Annotated in this window: 16 protein-coding genes; 7 read left to right on the top strand and 9 right to left on the bottom strand. The window is 40.2% G+C overall.

The window, feature by feature from the left end; translation table 11 throughout:
- Window positions 1–35 precede the first annotated feature (35 nt).
- The 6 genes from ACE1CI_RS29115 to ACE1CI_RS29090 all read right to left on the bottom strand — a co-directional run bounded on the left by ACE1CI_RS29115 (window position 36) and on the right by ACE1CI_RS29090 (window position 6263).
- Window positions 36–755: a hypothetical protein gene (locus tag ACE1CI_RS29115; RefSeq protein WP_496615891.1), complete on the bottom strand. Its 720-nt coding sequence runs from the start codon at window positions 753–755 to the stop codon at window positions 36–38.
- Window positions 742–921, bottom strand: coding sequence for a hypothetical protein (locus tag ACE1CI_RS29110; RefSeq protein WP_496615890.1), 180 nt, complete (start codon window positions 919–921; stop codon window positions 742–744). The genes ACE1CI_RS29115 and ACE1CI_RS29110 overlap by 14 nt, the downstream gene beginning before the upstream one ends.
- Window positions 851–3727 (bottom strand): Calx-beta domain-containing protein, encoded by a 2877-nt coding sequence (locus ACE1CI_RS29105; protein ID WP_496615889.1) that lies wholly within the window; start codon window positions 3725–3727, stop codon window positions 851–853. Before ACE1CI_RS29105 ends, ACE1CI_RS29110 begins: the two co-directional genes overlap by 71 nt.
- 200 nt (window positions 3728–3927) lie before the next feature.
- Window positions 3928–5124 carry a bifunctional phosphopantothenoylcysteine decarboxylase/phosphopantothenate--cysteine ligase CoaBC gene (gene coaBC, locus ACE1CI_RS29100; RefSeq protein ID WP_413265764.1) on the bottom strand — a complete coding sequence of 399 codons (1197 nt, stop codon included), beginning with the start codon at window positions 5122–5124 and terminating at the stop codon, window positions 3928–3930.
- A 56-nt stretch (window positions 5125–5180) separates the two neighbouring features.
- Entirely contained in the window at window positions 5181–5393 is a 213-nt protein-coding gene (gene isiD / locus ACE1CI_RS29095) for a protein IsiD (RefSeq protein WP_413265763.1), read from the bottom strand.
- Window positions 5394–5633: 240 nt separating this feature from the next.
- Window positions 5634–6263 carry an alpha/beta hydrolase gene (locus ACE1CI_RS29090; RefSeq protein ID WP_413265782.1) on the bottom strand — a complete coding sequence of 210 codons (630 nt, stop codon included), beginning with the start codon at window positions 6261–6263 and terminating at the stop codon, window positions 5634–5636.
- Between the two features lie 644 nt (window positions 6264–6907).
- Here ACE1CI_RS29090 and ACE1CI_RS29085 point away from each other — a divergent pair.
- The 3 genes from ACE1CI_RS29085 (at window position 6908) to ACE1CI_RS29075 (ending at window position 10791) form a co-directional block, all read left to right on the top strand.
- Entirely contained in the window at window positions 6908–8158 is a 1251-nt protein-coding gene (locus ACE1CI_RS29085; protein ID WP_413265762.1) for a vWA domain-containing protein, read from the top strand.
- Window positions 8159–8243: 85 nt separating this feature from the next.
- Window positions 8244–9764 (top strand): bifunctional phosphoribosylaminoimidazolecarboxamide formyltransferase/IMP cyclohydrolase, encoded by a 1521-nt coding sequence (gene purH / locus ACE1CI_RS29080; RefSeq protein ID WP_413265761.1) that lies wholly within the window; start codon window positions 8244–8246, stop codon window positions 9762–9764.
- A gap of 118 nt (window positions 9765–9882) precedes the next feature.
- Window positions 9883–10791, top strand: coding sequence for a 2OG-Fe(II) oxygenase (locus ACE1CI_RS29075; RefSeq protein ID WP_413265760.1), 909 nt, complete (start codon window positions 9883–9885; stop codon window positions 10789–10791).
- A gap of 100 nt (window positions 10792–10891) precedes the next feature.
- Here ACE1CI_RS29075 and ACE1CI_RS29070 read toward each other — a convergent pair whose 3' ends face one another.
- On the bottom strand, window positions 10892–12076 hold the full coding sequence (locus tag ACE1CI_RS29070; protein ID WP_413265759.1) for an ankyrin repeat domain-containing protein: 1185 nt from the start codon (window positions 12074–12076) through the stop codon (window positions 10892–10894).
- A 213-nt stretch (window positions 12077–12289) separates the two neighbouring features.
- Here ACE1CI_RS29070 and ACE1CI_RS29065 point away from each other — a divergent pair, with 213 nt between their 5' ends.
- Window positions 12290–12760 (top strand): DUF4079 domain-containing protein, encoded by a 471-nt coding sequence (locus ACE1CI_RS29065; protein ID WP_413265758.1) that lies wholly within the window; start codon window positions 12290–12292, stop codon window positions 12758–12760.
- A 63-nt stretch (window positions 12761–12823) separates the two neighbouring features.
- On the opposite strand, the gene ACE1CI_RS29060 is transcribed toward ACE1CI_RS29065, so the two are convergent.
- Entirely contained in the window at window positions 12824–13528 is a 705-nt protein-coding gene (locus ACE1CI_RS29060) for a DUF1997 domain-containing protein (protein ID WP_413265757.1), read from the bottom strand.
- Between the two features lie 319 nt (window positions 13529–13847).
- On the opposite strand from ACE1CI_RS29060, the gene ACE1CI_RS29055 reads away from it, so the two are divergent.
- Entirely contained in the window at window positions 13848–14507 is a 660-nt protein-coding gene (locus ACE1CI_RS29055; protein WP_413265756.1) for an SDR family oxidoreductase, read from the top strand.
- 48 nt (window positions 14508–14555) lie between these two features.
- The gene (locus ACE1CI_RS29050) at window positions 14556–15344 is read left to right on the top strand and encodes a glycoside hydrolase family 24 protein (RefSeq protein WP_413265755.1); all 789 of its coding nucleotides are present in this window, start codon (window positions 14556–14558) and stop codon (window positions 15342–15344) included.
- Between the two features lie 224 nt (window positions 15345–15568).
- Here the strand turns inward: ACE1CI_RS29050 and ACE1CI_RS29045 are convergent, their stop codons facing one another.
- The gene (locus ACE1CI_RS29045; protein ID WP_413265754.1) at window positions 15569–16015 is read right to left on the bottom strand and encodes a metal-sensing transcriptional repressor; all 447 of its coding nucleotides are present in this window, start codon (window positions 16013–16015) and stop codon (window positions 15569–15571) included.
- Between the two features lie 129 nt (window positions 16016–16144).
- Here ACE1CI_RS29045 and ACE1CI_RS29040 point away from each other — a divergent pair, with 129 nt between their 5' ends.
- Window positions 16145–16897, top strand: a complete 753-nt coding sequence (locus tag ACE1CI_RS29040; protein ID WP_413265753.1) for a dienelactone hydrolase family protein — start codon at window positions 16145–16147, stop codon at window positions 16895–16897.
- Window positions 16898–16900 lie beyond the last annotated feature (3 nt).

The raw sequence follows: 16900 nt of genomic DNA, 5'->3' as shown, positions 1-16900 counted from the left end.
CGAAATCAGCAGTGTTGTTGGTAATTGTTGATTGGTTAATGTTGGAAGGTATTAGTAGTACTATCGTAATAAATTCCCCCACCAATTCTATTTGCTTTGTTACCGGAAATAGTGCTGTTACTAATATCAAGATTGCCATTAAATTGACCACTCCACCACCAAGTATTGTTGGCAGTATTGTTAGCGATCCTGCTATTAGTAACTTTCACAGTACCATTTGACTGATTCCAAATAGCGCCGCCTTGATTTGCAGAGTTATTTGCTAGGGTAGTGCGATCGATCGTCAAGGTATCCTTAGTATCGATATAAACAGCACCTCCAATACTCACCAGTGCTGCATTTTCGGAAAAATTGCTATCTGTAATATTGGCTGTACCAGCGATCGATAACGCACCACCGACGGTAGACTTATTAGCAAAGGTACTTTTAGTAATATTCAGCGTACTCGAACTTGAAATAGCACCACCATTCAACCCAGATTTATTATTGGTAAAATCACTGTTAGTAACAACTAGGGAACCTACGTTACTAATAGCGCCACCAAAGGCAGGAGCTTTATTGTCAGAAAAGCTAGAATCAGTTACAGTTAGCGTCCCCTCATTGTCGATAGCGCCGCCATAATTATTTTTTGATTGGTTGCCGGAAAAAGTGCTTTTACTAACATTTACCGTGCTACCCTTGGCGTTAAAAATACCACCACCAATCCCACCCAAATCAGCAAAGTTGTTGGTAAAGGTGCTGTTAATAACATTCACCGTCCCACCATTTAGTCACAATAGCACCACCACTAGAATTAGATTGATTGTTAGAAAAGGTGCTGTTACTAACATTCACCGTCCCGCCTTTCAAATTAGAAAATAGCGCCCCCGTCAAACAAACCAGACTGAGTGTTATTGTTAGAAAAGGTGGTATTGTTAACATTTATTGTACCAGTGCTAAAGTTAGCGATTCCGCTACCACCATTAGCCATTGCGAAAGATAACAACCCATTAGAAATAGTCAACCCATCAAAATTGACATCACCACTTGCAACAGTGAAAATCCGATATTCTCCCCCCGTATCTCGGCGCACGTTCAAATTAGCAGCACCAGTGCCATTAATATTTAAATTTTGGGTAATAACAGGCAAATCACCTGTTAAATTAATCGTTCCCGATGTTGCTACACCACTAAAAGTAATTGTGTCTGTTCCGGCAAAAGCTTCTGCATTTAACATCGCTTGCCGCAAAGTACCTTCCCGGTTAGCATAGTTGGGGACAAAATTGGCATCATCAGCTAAACTAATTACTACTGTATCGTTAGCAGCGATCGCTACCGTTCCCTCTTTATTAACTCCATCAATGTTGTAACTTCCGGCTGCTAAATTCAGTTTTAGTGTTTCATCTGCCTCGGCATGAATATCATCATTTGGAGTAAGAGTAATATCTACAAATGACTGTCCATCGGGAATAGTAGCTGTTAGATTGCTACCTGCGATCGTAACACTACCACCACTCAAAATATAGTCGGTAGATTTAGCTAAACTACTACCATCAATATTCAGATTAACTGTTAATGCACCTATAGTATTTGTTCCGCGACTAATGCGATAAGTTCCAGTATCACCTGTTTCTGCTGCCTTCGTATCTGTAGCAGTAAGACTGACATTTGCTAAATCGTCATTAATAATAGTTAAAACCGCATTCGGTGTAGTTGTGCCAACATTACCCACACTGGGGTTAACTAAAGTAAGAGCGATATTTTCATCTTGTTCGACATCAGTATCTCCCGCAATGGGAACAGATACATCTTTAAAAGTATCACCCGGATTAAAGGTAACGGTAATCGGGGTATTATTGTAATCTACTCCACCTGTGGCGCTAGGAGAAGCACCATTAGCTAGTTGAATTTGTATTGAATTGGTGCCAGAGATATCACCAGTGCGGTTAATTTTTACTACAGCATTTGTGTTGAAACTTCCCCCGTTTCCTTCGGTAACAGTGTAAGTAGCACTACTAAAGTCAAAGGTAGGCGCAACAACAACATCATCATTAATAATCGTATAAGTAGCTGTTTGCTGTACTCCTAAACTAGCACCCCCAGTAGGATTAACTAATTTTAAATTGATCGTATCATTTCCTTCAGGTATTCCATCTCCAATAATCGGAATTTCTATATTTCGAGAAGTTTCTCCCGGTAAAAAAGTAACCGTAATTGGCAAATTATTAGTAAAATCATCGGCAGTTGCAGTGCTACCCGTATCCAGTTGTGCTTGTACAGTCACCGTGCCATCACTGCCACTATCACGTTGAATGGTAGCAACTATTTTATTAACAGTTCCTCCATTTCCTTCATTCTCACTATAGTTAGCTTTGGTAAAAGATAAAACCCCAGGATTAGGAATAAAAGTATCGTTATCTATTATTGTCAGAACCGCAGTATTTTGCAATCCAATTATTGCCCCATTTGTCGGATCGCTTAAAGTTAAATTGACAGTTTCGTTACCCTCAACTTCTGTATCATTGAAAATGGGAATATTGACTGTTTTAGGTGTGGTATCCCCATCTGCCCAAGTAACTGTAATAAAGCTGTTATCATAATCTTTTGGTGCTGCTAATGGTGGAGATCCACCAACAGCACTGCCGCCATTTACTAAAACTTTAACGCTGACTATACCAGAGTCGCCATTGGTGCGATTTATGGTAATTGAAGCAATAGGTGTACCATCTTCATTAACACTAAAATTAGCAGCACTAAATTCTAATGTACCTGGAAATGCTTCTTTAGTAACTGTGATTGGGATAAAGTCTTTAGCACTAATACTATTAGGATTGACTCCTTTAAGAATTGCTAAATATTCAGTTGTTCCTTTGTCTTGAATAAGGGTATGATTAGCATATATTCCAGTACCAGCAAAAATATTTAGTTCGGAAAATGGTAAATTTCCTATCAGTTCAATTACATCTTCATCAGGAGTAAAATCTAGAAAATAATCAGCATCAATAATGTTGACTCCGCCAGTAGTGCGAAATCCCGAAACATCATTTCTTCTACCAATTACAAAAATATCATTTCCGGCACCACCGCTAACAGTATCCGCCCCTAAATCACCAATTAAAATATCATCGCCTTCGCCACCAAATAATCGATCGCTCTCCTTACCACCATGTAGCGTATCATTACCGTTACCTCCCTCTATGGTGTCATCATTTTCATTGCCATTGAGAAAATCGTTACCTTCACCACCAAATACTAAGTCATTACCTATTCCTGCTAATCCTATATCATCGCCTTTGTCTCCAGAAAGAGTATCATTTCCTCGATCGCCTAATAGAAAATCATTATTTTGACCACCGTACAATAAGTCATTTCCTTCACCTCCTATTACTGTATCCTTGCCGCGATTACCGTGAAGAGTATCATTGTTTTCGTTACCATTAACCCAATCATTACTATCCCCCCCAAATCCAACGTCTTCTCCTTCTCCTCCCAGGATTACATCATTTCCTTGTTCGCCAAATAAAGTATCATTGCCTTCGTCTCCCGATAGGAAATCATCATCTTTTCCTTCATATATGGTGCTATCTTGCTGATTTTGTTTTGTTGGATCGTTGCCTTCGTCACCATTGATTACATCATTTCCTTTACCACCAAAAATAGTATCTTTGCCTGCTAAACCTAAAAGAAAATCTTCAGATAATGAACCATTAATTAAGTCATTACCGAGTGTACCGATATAAATAGTCATTTCTACTTACAGGATTTTTACGGAGACGACCCGATCATGGCTTTGGCAAAATAAAATTGTCATCAGTGGAAGCACCTAACAATATTTTGTTATTATTACTGTTTTCAGTAGGTGATTTATTATCTTTAACACTCTAATCTTTATGGAGCTAAATTGTTGATCGGACAGAGGTTTTCAATCCCCTTAAATTGCCAAATAAATTAGCCTAAATCTTGCACAAAATCAAACAAAAGATGAGCCATTTCTAACTTAGAACATGGGGGAATTTCTACTTGTCTGCCTTGGGAGTCTAAGAAGATTGCTTGGTTGTTATCACTGGCAAAACCACTGTTTAATTTATCAATGGGATTAGCTGCGATCGCATCCAGTTTTTTCCGCTTTAACTTCTCCAATGCAGGTGTTACAATATCCCCAGTTTGGGCAGCAAAACCAATTAGCTTTTGATGCGGTTGTTTTAAATTGCCTAATTCGGCAACAATATCAGGGACAAATGCCAAATCCAAAGAAGCAGGAAGAGACTTTTTCGGTAACTTTTCCGTCGCATAATTAGCAGGTTTCACATCTGCCACTGCTGCTGACATAATAATTAAATCAGCACTAGAAAAAGACTCTAACATTGCCTTTTGCATTTCGGCGGCGCTAGTCACACCCACACTTTTTACACCTAAAGGGATTTCCCCGTTGATTGGTGCGTGTACTAAAGTTACTGAAGCGCCTCGATGTAATGCTGCTGTTGCTAAAGCTAATCCCATTTTGCCAGTAGAAGGATTACCAATAAACCGCACCGGATCTAAAAATTCTCTTGTTCCCCCAGCACTAATTAAAACTCGTTTTCCAGTTAAATCTTTTTTGCCTTTAGTGTGCAATAAACTTTGAATATGTGCGATAATTTCTGAAGGTTCAGCCATGCGACCGGAACCTACGCGATCGCAAGCCAAAATTCCCGCACTAGGCCCGACACTGTGATATCTTGGATTTGTAAAAATCTCTTGCCAATTGCGCTGCACTGTTGAGTGTTCCCACATATCCGTATTCATTGCAGGTGCTAACAAAATCGGACAAGTAGAAGCCAAAACAGTATTAGTTAATAAATTATCCGCAAAGCCATGCGTCAGTTTTGCTAAACTATTTGCAGTTAAAGGCGCGATCGCAAAAACATCTGCCCATTCACCTAATTCAATATGTAGCGGACGACCATGAATGGGTTGCCAAAAATCTCGATCGGTAAAAGCCGGATTTCGAGAAAGAGTAGCCAGGGTCAAGGGTGTGATAAACTCACAAGCCGCAGCAGTTAAAATAACCTTTACCTCGACCCCAGATTTTGCCAGTGCAGAGACTACTTCGCAGACTTTATAAGCAGCAATTCCACCGCTAATGCCAATCAGAACCTTCGCCATTTTTAGATTGAGGAAATTGGATTTAACTCCAATTTAGAATCTAAAATCCCCGAGCGTCAGGCTTCATCATAAGCTTCCATATCTAATAGATGAATGTAAGGTTCAATCAACTCTGGACGCTGAAAAGCGATCGCTCTTAGCAGATGCCAATCATCCAGTCCTTCAAAGACATTAGTGTAATCATCCTGCTCTAAACGTGCAGCTAATTCAGCGACATCTGCTGGAGTCATAGCAGCTATATCACGCTTCACAATGCTTGCTGTTGTCATTTCTCGGCACCTCCCGTCCCAGCGTAGAGTCAATCGATTTTAGATTTTGGATTTTGGATTTTGGATTTTGAACTGATGACATTCCGTAAGGATGAGTCACACCAATAATCAGCCATCTGCAACCTTGAATCTAAAATTGGTCAACTGGTCAAAATACAGTTACCGCTACTATCTTACCCTTACCTCACTAGGCGTAAATAATTACCAATTATTCGCAATAAGGCGGAGATACCTTTTTACTCAAGCTTTGGGACTTTCCACAGACATCACCTGCAATACAAAACTTCGCATTAAGTTAAGGACTGCTGGTATAACTTCATGCGCCATATTAAACTCTTGATACTGTACCGCTACTCCTAAACTCGTCAATATATCCCTAGCATTTTGAGCAGCAGTTATCGGAACAACTGAATCTCTAGTACCGTGAACAATCAACGTTGGTGGAAAAGCATGAGGTTTTGTTCCCTGAGTAATGGGATGCAAATAGCCGCTCAGACAGACTAAACCCGCTAACGGCAAATTTAATCCCACATCCAGCGTCATCGCCCCACCTTGAGAGAATCCACTTAAAATAGTGCGCGACAAGGGAACACCAGTTTCACTCTCCAAAGCAGAAAGCCAATCTGTCAGCAGTTGGCGACTCTCTTGTATACCCTCATTTCGCTGAAAGTCGTACCAAGCCCTGCCCACTGATGAGTAAGGGTGAGGGAAAGGCGCATTAGGAAAGAGAAACTGATAATCCGGTAAGTTCAGAAAAGGTGCTAAGTCAGCCAAATCTTTTGCATTGGCACCCCAGCCATGCAAAGCGACAATCACCCCGGTTGGGGCTTGTCCGGTTGTTGGGGGAATGGAAATTACCTGAAGAGACAGAAGTTTGCTCCTAAATTCAGACTAACGCCTTTGATTTTAGACCAATTATTTTTACTGCATCTTGCATCGTTGCAGAGCGATCGTATTTTACTTTATTAAATTAAAAAATAATGGCTTTAATTAGAAAGTCTTATATCGAATAGAAAAAATAAACATACAGATGTCTCCCCATTCCCCGCTCTCCTCTGACCGAACCCTTAAGTTATCTGTAGCTGACTTTAAGTTGCGTAAAATTATTAAATCAATCTTAAGAATTACAATTCCGTAAATATACACAAATCTGAGTTTTATGAAGATTCGGTGAAGTTTCTTGAGGGAATGTATCTTTGGTCATATTATTTTGTAGAATTAACCGTATAAATACTATGAACTAACTAATAAACCCTATTTCTTTGAGCGAGATTATACGGATTTCACTAGTTAGTCTTAGTTTTAAGATTGAGGTGGTAAATCTACTAATTATTGCTGAGACAATCGATGTCTTACAGCAATCAATTTCGCTGATTTATTTAATGAGAATTGATAGACAATTAGAAATATTTTCCATACACTTCTCAATTTAGTTGGGTACTTTTTTGTATCTATAATGCTGCTATTGTTATTTAAATTTATTGTTCCCTTTCGTTTCCAATGGAGTTCGGTGGATGCAAGTACCACAAATTGAATTAATTCCCTTACGTGCTGCGATTTGTTCAGATGTACCATCAGATTTGGATGTTCTAATTAGAATTATTCCACCAGCACCGGAAAAAGACTTACAAAGACCACCTTTAAACTTGTGCTTGGTGATCGATCGCTCTAGTTCCATGAAAGGTAGAAAAATCGATTATGTGAAAAAAGCAGCTTGTTATGCAGTGCAACAACTTTTAATTACCGATCGCGTCAGTGTAGTAGTATTCGATCGGGCAGTTTATACCCTAGTAGATAGTACATTTGCCGTAGATAAAGCTAATATAATTCATCAAATTCAACAAATTCAACCCGGATATGGAACCGCCCTACACGCAGGTTGGCAAGCCGGAGCAATTCAAGTTATTAAACATCTTAACTCCCAACATTTAAATCGAGTAATTTTGCTTTCTGATGGCTTTAGCAGCGTCGGAGAAAAAAATCCCTACGTCATCGCCACAGATGTTTATGGTTTAGCACAACAAGGCGTAAGTACAACAACAATGGGTGTGGGTAATCATTACGATGAAGACTTACTCACCTCAATGGCAAAAAGAGGAAATGGCGGATATTATTACATCCAATCTCCCGAAAAATTGCCAATTATTTTTCGGACTGAATTACAAGATTTAATGGCAACAGTAGGGCATACTGTGAGTTTAGCGATCGATCCGCAAGGAGCCGTAGAAATTGAAGACGTACTGAACGATTTAGAAACCGATCAAAGAGGCAGATTTCAGTTACCAAACTTAATTATGGGTAATCCAATGGAAGTAGTGGTAAGATTGCAAGTGCCACCAATTCCACAAATTACAGACCTATGTTATTTCCGCTTAAATTGGAAAAATCCTAAACAAGAAGAACTGCAAAAAATTTGGACAAGTCTACGTTTACCTGTAATTAATTCAGCATCAATAAGTGAATTTCCCCCCAATTTAGAAGTCCAACAAAGAACATTATTAATGATGGTAGCTAGAGCGAAAAAGGAAGCAGTAAAGCATCTCGATCGCGGCGACTACGAAATGGCAAGTAAACTACTCAAAAATGCCAGATTACAAGTAATCAACGCCCCCCAATCACCATTACTAGATAAAGAAGCTCAAGCATTAGCTAACTTGGATGCCGACTTACAAGCAAGGCAACTATTAAAGTTACGCAAACAAGCAAGCTTAGAAACTTATGACATTACCTTAACAAATCCCCGTATCTTAGATGACATCATCTAAACATTTAACAAATTAATCGCTTCCTAATTCCTGATTATCAGGTAAGATCGCTAATGGTCAATCAGCGATAGGAAAAATTAAGGTCATGGCGCGTCTAGCACTGCTGAGTACCTCTGATAAAACTGGATTAGTAGACTTTGCTCGAATTCTTGTCGAAGAATTTCAATTTGATTTAATCAGCAGTGGCGGAACCGCTGTTACCTTGAAAGAAGCAGGTTTACCAGTCACAAAAGTTTCAGATTATACAGGTTTTCCTGAAATTTTAGGGGGAAGAGTGAAAACTCTCCACCCCCGAATTCATGGCGGAATTTTAGCCAGAAAAGATTTGCCAGAAGATATTAAAGATTTAGAAACACACCAAATTCGCCCCATAGATTTGGTAGTAGTCAACCTTTATCCCTTTGAACAAACTATTGCCAAACCTAATGTAACTTTAGCAGAAGCAGTGGAACAAATTGATATTGGTGGCCCTGCAATGATTCGCGCCGCCGCGAAAAATTTCGCTCATTTAACAGTTTTATCTAATCCCGATCAATATAACAATTACGTAGAAGAATTACGGCAAAATGGAGAACCAAGTTTTGATTTTCGTAAAGCTTGTGCATTAGCAGCATTTAGACATACTTCTACTTACGATTTAGCAATTTCTAATTATTTAGCAACAGATGATTCATTTTTCAATATTTCAGGAAAACAGTTACAACCCCTCCGTTACGGAGAAAACCCCCATCAACCCGCTGCCTGGTATCAAACAGGAACCGTTGCTACTGGTTGGACATCTGCTACTAAATTACAAGGTAAAGAATTAAGTTACAACAATTTAGTAGATTTGGAAGCAGCCAGAAGAATTATTGCTGAATTTAGCGACACTCCCGCTGCGGCAATTTTAAAACATACTAATCCTTGCGGTGTAGCTTTAGGTAATAGTTTAGCCCAAGCTTATGAAAAAGCTTTTAATGCCGATGCTGTTTCCGCTTTTGGCGGAATTGTCGCTTTAAATAAACCAATAGACGCAGCTACAGCGACAGCTTTAACCAAAACATTTTTAGAATGTATCGTAGCGCCAAGTTGTGAACCAGAAGCACAGGAAATATTAGCAGCAAAATCCAATTTGCGCCTCTTAACTTTAGCAGATTTGAAAACAGGGCCAAAACAAACAGTCAAGGTAATTGCTGGCGGTTTGTTGGTGCAAAATTCTGATGATGCACAAGAAAATACTAGTGAATGGCAAGTGGTGACAGAAAAGCAACCAACACCAGAAGAATTGGCAGAATTATTGTTTGCTTGGAAGGTTTGTAAGCACGTTAAATCTAATGCGATCGTAGTGACAAAAGACAACACTACCCTTGGTGTTGGTGCAGGTCAAATGAATCGCGTAGGTTCGGTTAAAATTGCTTTAGAACAAGCTGGAGAAAAAGCGCAAAATGCTTTTTTAGCTAGTGATGGTTTCTTTCCTTTTGATGATTCCGTAAGAACCGCTGCTGCTGCGGGAATTAAAGCGATCGTTCAACCAGGCGGAAGTCTACGCGACAAAGATTCGATCGCAGCTGCTAATGAATTAGGCATAGTCATGGTATTAACAGGTATCCGTCATTTCCTGCATTAGGATCGGGATTTAGGGATTGACATTTTCGATCGGGATTAATTAATAAAAGCTGGTAAATTCTGTAAATCCCGATCGGATTTTCCCTTTTTATTTTGCAGATTGTGATTGAGAGTATTCTATGGAATTTTATCTAGAAGCGATCGCAACTCCAGAAGTCAAAGTTAACATCCTCCTGAATGGAGGACATAACTACACCATTTGGTTAAAGACAAACTCGCCACTATTACAAAGTCTTTTAGCTGTAATTAGAGGTGAATCTCAACCACAAACAAATTCATCCGCACAATGGTTTCATATACCATTAGAAAATGGTCATTCTGCTTTATCTTTTCCCCAAACTTCCCTCGTTGGCGTAGTAACTGAACCACCATTACTATTACAAAATATCGCCTCAAATGACCTGCAAGCAACAAATATTTTCCCTACTCCATTAGTGCAAATTGACAACTTTTTGACTGAAGAAGAAAAGTTAAAACTAATTAGTTATAGTTTAGAAAAAGAGTCAGCTTTTGTAGATACCGCCTCCAGAACTAATACTTCTTATCATCCAGATCATCGAAAATCCTCGGTTTTATACCAATTTCCTGAAATCTCCGAAATCTTTCTGCGGCGCTTAAGAAAAGCCATACCTTTTGTCCTGAGTAAATTGGGTATGGGATTATTTCCCATTTCGCGCATTGAAGCACAATTAACAGCCCATAATGATAATAATTACTTCCGGTTACACAAGGATAACGGAACTCCCGAAACTGCCAATAGAGAATTGACTTATTCCTACTATTTTTATCGAGAACCCAAACCTTTTTATGGAGGGGAATTACTAGTTTACGATCGCAAAATCCTCAACTCTTGCGATTACCCAAGTGAGAGTTTCCAAACCATAGAACCACGCAACAACAGCATAGTGTTTTTCTTAAGCCAATGCTATCACGAAGTTCTGCCAGTAACTTGCGTAGACAAAGCATTTGCTAACAGTCGGTTCACTATTAACGGTTGGATACGTCGAGAGGAAAATTTTAAGTTTTGAGTTGAGATTGGGGACTGGGGCGGGGTTAGGGGTTAGGGGTTAGGGGTTAGGGAAAAACTCAAAAGAACACCCCTGCACCCCTGCACCCCTGCTCCCTTGCTTACTCCTGTGCTCCCGCTGCTTCGAGTAATTTGACGATCTCGGAATCACCTTTAGATTTGGCGATCGCTAAAGCCGTCATGAAGTCGCGTTTCACATTCACATCAGCACCAGCTGAAATTAACAATTCCAAAATATCACTACTACTATTTTCTATTGCCTTAATTAACCCAGTTGTTCCATCTTCCGTAGCCAAATTAACATCCGCACCACCAGCTAATAAAATTTGCACCATACTGAAATTACCGTTAGAAACCGCCAAAGTTAAAGCAGTTTCATCAAAATTAGTAGCATTACAATCAGCACCAAACTTTTGCAAAATCGCTACAATTTGCTCATGATTATGTAAAGCTGCTAACAGCAAAGGTGTATCGCCAAGTTGATTTTTCGCCAGAAAATCTGCACCCCTTTCCAACAGAACTTCTACCACAGCGATATTCCCTTCCACCACAGCCAAATGTAAAGCTGTTTCGCCTTCGGAATCCTGAGCATTGATATCAGCACCCTTATCCAATAAACTTCTGACAATCTCAGTATGACCACCAGCAGCCGCTGACATTAACCCTGTCCATCCATCAGGATTTTTCGCATTCACATCCGCACCAGCGGCTAACAGCGCTTGCACAACTCCCAAGTGTCCTTGGTCAGCTGCTAAAGTTAAAGCCGTTTCCCCACCACTAGTTTGATTCACATCCGCTAAAGCCGCCAATAAAGCCGCTACCACATCCGTAAAACCACTATTAGCCGCTAGAGTCAACGCCGTATCTTCATCCTTATCTCTCACATTCACTTCCGCACCAGCCGCTAACAACAGCTGCACTACTTCCGTGTTTCCCCTAAAAGCAGCAGCCATTAGTGCAGTGCTTCCTTCATCGTTTTTGGCGTTCACATCCGCGCCATCAGCGATTAAAGCCTTTACTACATCCACTTGGTTGCTAGTAGCAGCCAACATTAAAGCCGTCGAACCATTAAGTTTTTTTGGCTTATTAACATTAGCTCCAGCTTCTAACAGAACTGTGACTATTTCTATATAGCCATTTCGAGCCGCAAACATCAAAGGAGTAGTGCCATCTTTATCAGTAGAATTCAGATTTGCACCTTGAGCAAGTAAAGCTTTGACTCCATTAATGTCACCAGTCTGCGCTGCTCGTCTTAATAAAACATCTTTATCTTTAGTGGAGATCATGCCTGTCCCTCGTTCCATTCCACTCACTGACAACTTAGCGTTAAATCTCAAATTTGAGAAGACAGTACCCCCGACATTATGCCAATTGTGCAGCTATATTATGCAAATAAAGCGATTTGTTACACAAGAAACAATCGGAGATAATCTTAACTATACAAAGAACTGGAACAATTATGCTAAGTTTTATAAAGTTCCTCCCATCGTTAAGAGTCTATGACCTTGGAAATTCCTGCCTCTGTAAAAGTTTGGAGCCAATTTATTCACCCCACTTTAATGTGGGTTCTATTCGCCTTGTCCCTGTATGCCTTATATCTGGGCGTTTTAGTTCGACGTACCAGAAGCGCAGAAGGGGAAGCAAAGAAAGAGCTAATCAAGGGTAAGTTTAACATCAAACATTACCAAGTAGGCTCTTTACTTTTGGCAGTCATGGTAATTGGCACCCTAATTGGTATGGGTGTTACATATATCAATAATGGCAAATTGTTTGTTGGCCCACATTTGCTGGTAGGGTTAGGCATGACAGGATTAATTGCTACTTCAGCTGCACTTTCTCCCTTGATGCAAAAAGGACAAAATTGGGCACGCTACAGCCACATTTTTTTAAATGTTGCACTTTTGGTATTGTTTGGTTGGCAGGCAATTACTGGGGTTGAGATCGTGCAAAGAATCATCAGCAAAATGTAACCAAAAAAAACCGGGAATTTCCGAATTAAAATCCCTAGTTTAAATTAATTCGGAAATTCCCGATTAATGCCTTTTAGATTTTTGGGGTAACAGCAATCCTAAGCTAGTGTGAAAGTCTTCTTGGACTTTTTGAGTTAAGCGGCGATTTACTTGCCGGACAATTTGGGCTAATAAGCGATCGCCAGTGCTTTGAATTAAAGATTTAGGTAAGCGATGAATAAATCGCGGAAATTTAATAAACACAGCTAAATCAAGTTGCCATTCTATCCTCGTAATTGTACTAGGTAAATTATTGGTAAACTCCGTATTTCCCTCTAGTGAATCAGCCTTTACCTCAATTAATTTCATTTCCGCATTGAAATCCACATCATAACCAGGAGCCACATAACCGGGAATAGAAATTGTGCGGATACGGTAAATACCAGCCTCCGGTGGTAATAGATGTAACCCAATTTTTGGCTCTACTTCATAACCAAAAGAACCAAATCTTCCTATTACTAAAGCATAGCCATTTTCCCCTAAAGGCTCAGCTTTCATCGGTTGAGCACAACGCCGAAACCACTCATGATGAGCATTTAAATACTCAGCAACTACCTCTGGCGGCGCATACATTTCCATACAATCTGCAAAATTACCATGAAAGCGAAATGGCTCTAGTTCTTCAACAGCTTGTGTACTTGGCTCTTCTGCTTCTGATAAATTTTGCCTAAAATCCAACAACGTCTCGGACAGTTCTCTAGATTGATAATCGCTGTATTGTGATTGCATAGATGCTATCCTAAATTGTTTATTGGTTGTCTATCTTCAGGATGCCCATTCACCGGAAAAAAAGTTACATCTAAGTTGTGAATTTTAACCGGGAAAATCAATAAATGTTAACTTTCTATTTTATAAACATCTCTTTGTCCTGGGAACTCCTCTTTCCGTAATAAATACTCCTATAGGGAGAAAACAGTTGCATATAACTTTCTTATCCTGGTAAAATCAGCACGCTGACCAAATCGCAGAGCGAGTCCTATCTCTGTTAGGGTTAGGTAACTCAAAAAAGTCTCATTGTAAAACGATGCTAACCAATATAGCTTGAAGCATGAAAGCATTTGTAGCCGGGGCAACAGGTGAAACAGGTCGCCGAATTGTCCAAGAATTGGTGAAGCGGCAAATTCCTGTCCGCGCTCTAGTGCGGGATTTGGAAAAAGCCAAAGGATTATTGCCAGAACAAGTAGAGTTAGTAGTTGGGGATGTACTGCAACCATTAAGTCTAGCTCAGGCTATAGGAGATAGTACAGTCCTACTTTGTGCTACTGGCGCTAGTCCTAGTTTTGACCCCACTGGGCCTTACAAAGTAGACTATGAAGGAACCAAGAACTTAGTTGATGTTGCTAAAGCTAATAACATTCAACACTTTGTTTTAGTTACCTCCCTTTGTGTATCACGGTTTTTTCATCCACTAAATTTGTTTTGGCTGATTCTAGTGTGGAAAAAACAAGCTGAGGAATATCTCCAAAATAGTGGTCTGACATATACCATAGTTCGGCCTGGTGGTCTGACGAATGAGGAAAATCCCCAAGAAGTTGTGATGTCTGTCGCTGACACATTGTTTGAAGGTAGGATACCAAGAACTAAAGTAGCGCAGACTTGTGTTGAGGCATTATTTCAACCAGCAGCAGCCAATAAAATTGTGGAAGTTGTTGCAGGGCCTCAAGGGAAAGAAAAAACTTGGGAGGAACTTTTTGCCAATGTGACATGATCTCTACATTATGGAAACGGAGTTTTATTGAGTTGAGGAGTGGGGATTTTGGCTCGAAAATTGGCTCGCAAGCATTCTGCAAGAGGCAAAAAAAAGTCAGATTTCACTCTCAAGCGGGTGACAGTTGCCAGTTCAGTAGCAGCTGTGGCGCTGATCTTCTGGCTAATTAGTTGCCAAGCTATCCAAAGACAGTCAGGTTATTTTTATTGGCAACATAGTCAAAAAGAGCTTTCGGAACCAAGGTCGGCTGTAGATATACTCAAAGATACACTGTTTCCTAGCACTGCAACCAGTCCAGCAGATGTGATCGTCCCACCATTAATGATGACTGGGGGCGATCCTTATATTCGTGCTTTAATGCGAACGATTTCGGCAAGTGAGTCAAATGAACCGAATCCTTACGCCGTACTTTATGGTGGTGAGCAGGTACATGATTTGAGTCATCATCCGCAGTTATGTGTAACTATAGTCACTGGGCCAAATCGGGGGAGATGTACTACAGCAGCTGGACGATATCAAATATTATACAAGACATGGTTAGAAAAGGCGGAACGGTATCACCCAAAACCGTCGCCTTTTTTATTTTGGACTGGGTATAGTTTTGAACCTGAGTATCAAGATGCGATCGTCTATGCTTGGTTAAGCGATCGCCAAGCTTGGGGAGTGGATATTGCTAATCTCCTACGTCAAGGAAAGCTCGACGAAGTATTGCGTTTGCTTTCTGGTACTTGGACGAGTTTGGGATATGGCAAAGAAGATAACTCGATGACGCAATACTTACCAGAAATCTATCAGCGAATGCTTAAAGAAGAGCTACAGATAGCTAGTCAAAATTAATCCTTGGGGACTCTTGGGACTCTTGGGACTCTTGGATGAAAAGAATTTTTGGCATCACAATTTGAGCCAAACCAAATTCGGCATAAATTAAGCACAAGTCACGAAAAAACCCCAGGTTTTTGGGCTGGGGTTAGAATTATCAGGGTGCATCTAGTATTATTTCTACAGATCAATATCACCTTAATCCGGGAGAAACCGCAAAATTTTCGGGGAGAAATTTTTCTCTAGGGCAAAAATCGATCTAAAGCTGCCTTCAACTCTTCAATTTCCGCTTCGATGTTACCCTCTTTTGCTGCCCGACCAATACAATCAGTTAAATGTTCGTCTAAAATCATTCGCGCTACTCGATCTAAAGCACCTCTAACAGCGGCAATCTGTACTAGTACATCAGGACAGGAACGGCTTTCCTGTACCATTGATTTGATGCCGCGAATGTGCCCTTCAATGCGAGATAGGCGATTAACTACCCGGCGGAGGGATTCTTCTGAGTGTACGTGATGATGACCTGCGCGATCGCTATGTGGGGAATCGTCCTCGTGGGAATGATGAGTGTGGATGTGGTCTACACTATCAGCGGGCGCTTTTTTGTGAGTTTTAGTACTATCAATCAAACCTGCCTCTGCTCTTGTCTCAGAACCAGGCAATATTTCGTCTTTAGATCCAATCATCATTTACAGGCTATCAATATTGATAATCCTAGCTTAGATGACAACAAATCTGCTTTGCTAGATTTCGCTGCTTTCTTTAGAGGTTAATCATCTAAAATCTAAACGGTGAGATCACAAGAGTCATAAATCATCATGACAGACCTAGAGATTCGCACAAGCCATGTAAAAATTCCTCATGGCGATTTGGAAATAGATGCTTACTTGGCTGAACCTACGGGTCAGTTGTCCTTTCCGGGGGTAATAGTAATTCAAGAAATTTTTGGGGTCAATGCTCATATTCGTGAGGTGACAGAACGCATTGCTAAAGAAGGTTATGTAGCGATCGCACCCGCTATTTACCAACGCCTTGCACCTGGATATGAAGCTGGTTATACTCCAGAAGATATTCAAGAGGGGAGAAAATATAAGGAGCAAACAAAAGCAAAGGAATTACTTGGCGATATTCAAGCCACCATTGATTATCTCCAGAACCTTACAGAAGTTAAACCCGATGGTTTTGGTTGCATTGGTTTTTGTTTTGGTGGTCATGTTGCTTATTTAGCTGCAACTTTACCTGATATTAAGGCTACTGCTTCTTTCTATGGCGCAGGTATTACAACTATGACTCCCGGTGGTGGTGAACCAACTATTACTCGGACTAAAGATATTAAAGGGATAATTTATGCCTTCTTTGGCATGGCTGATGCTAGTATCCCCCCAGAACAAGTTGACCAGATTGAAGCCGAGTTAACAAAAAATCACATTCATCATCGTGTCTTTCGCTACGATGGAGTAGATCACGGTTTCTTTTGTGACCATCGTAGTAGTTATGATGCGAAAGCAGCTGAAGCAGCTTGGCAACAAGTTAAACAATTGTTTCAAATGAATCTCGTAATAGAGAATTAATGT

It is taken from the genome of Floridaenema flaviceps BLCC-F50, assembly GCF_041929275.2.
GTDB lineage: Bacteria > Cyanobacteriota > Cyanobacteriia > Cyanobacteriales > Aerosakkonemataceae > Floridanema > Floridanema flaviceps.
This window is presented reverse-complemented; position numbering and strand designations above follow the sequence as displayed.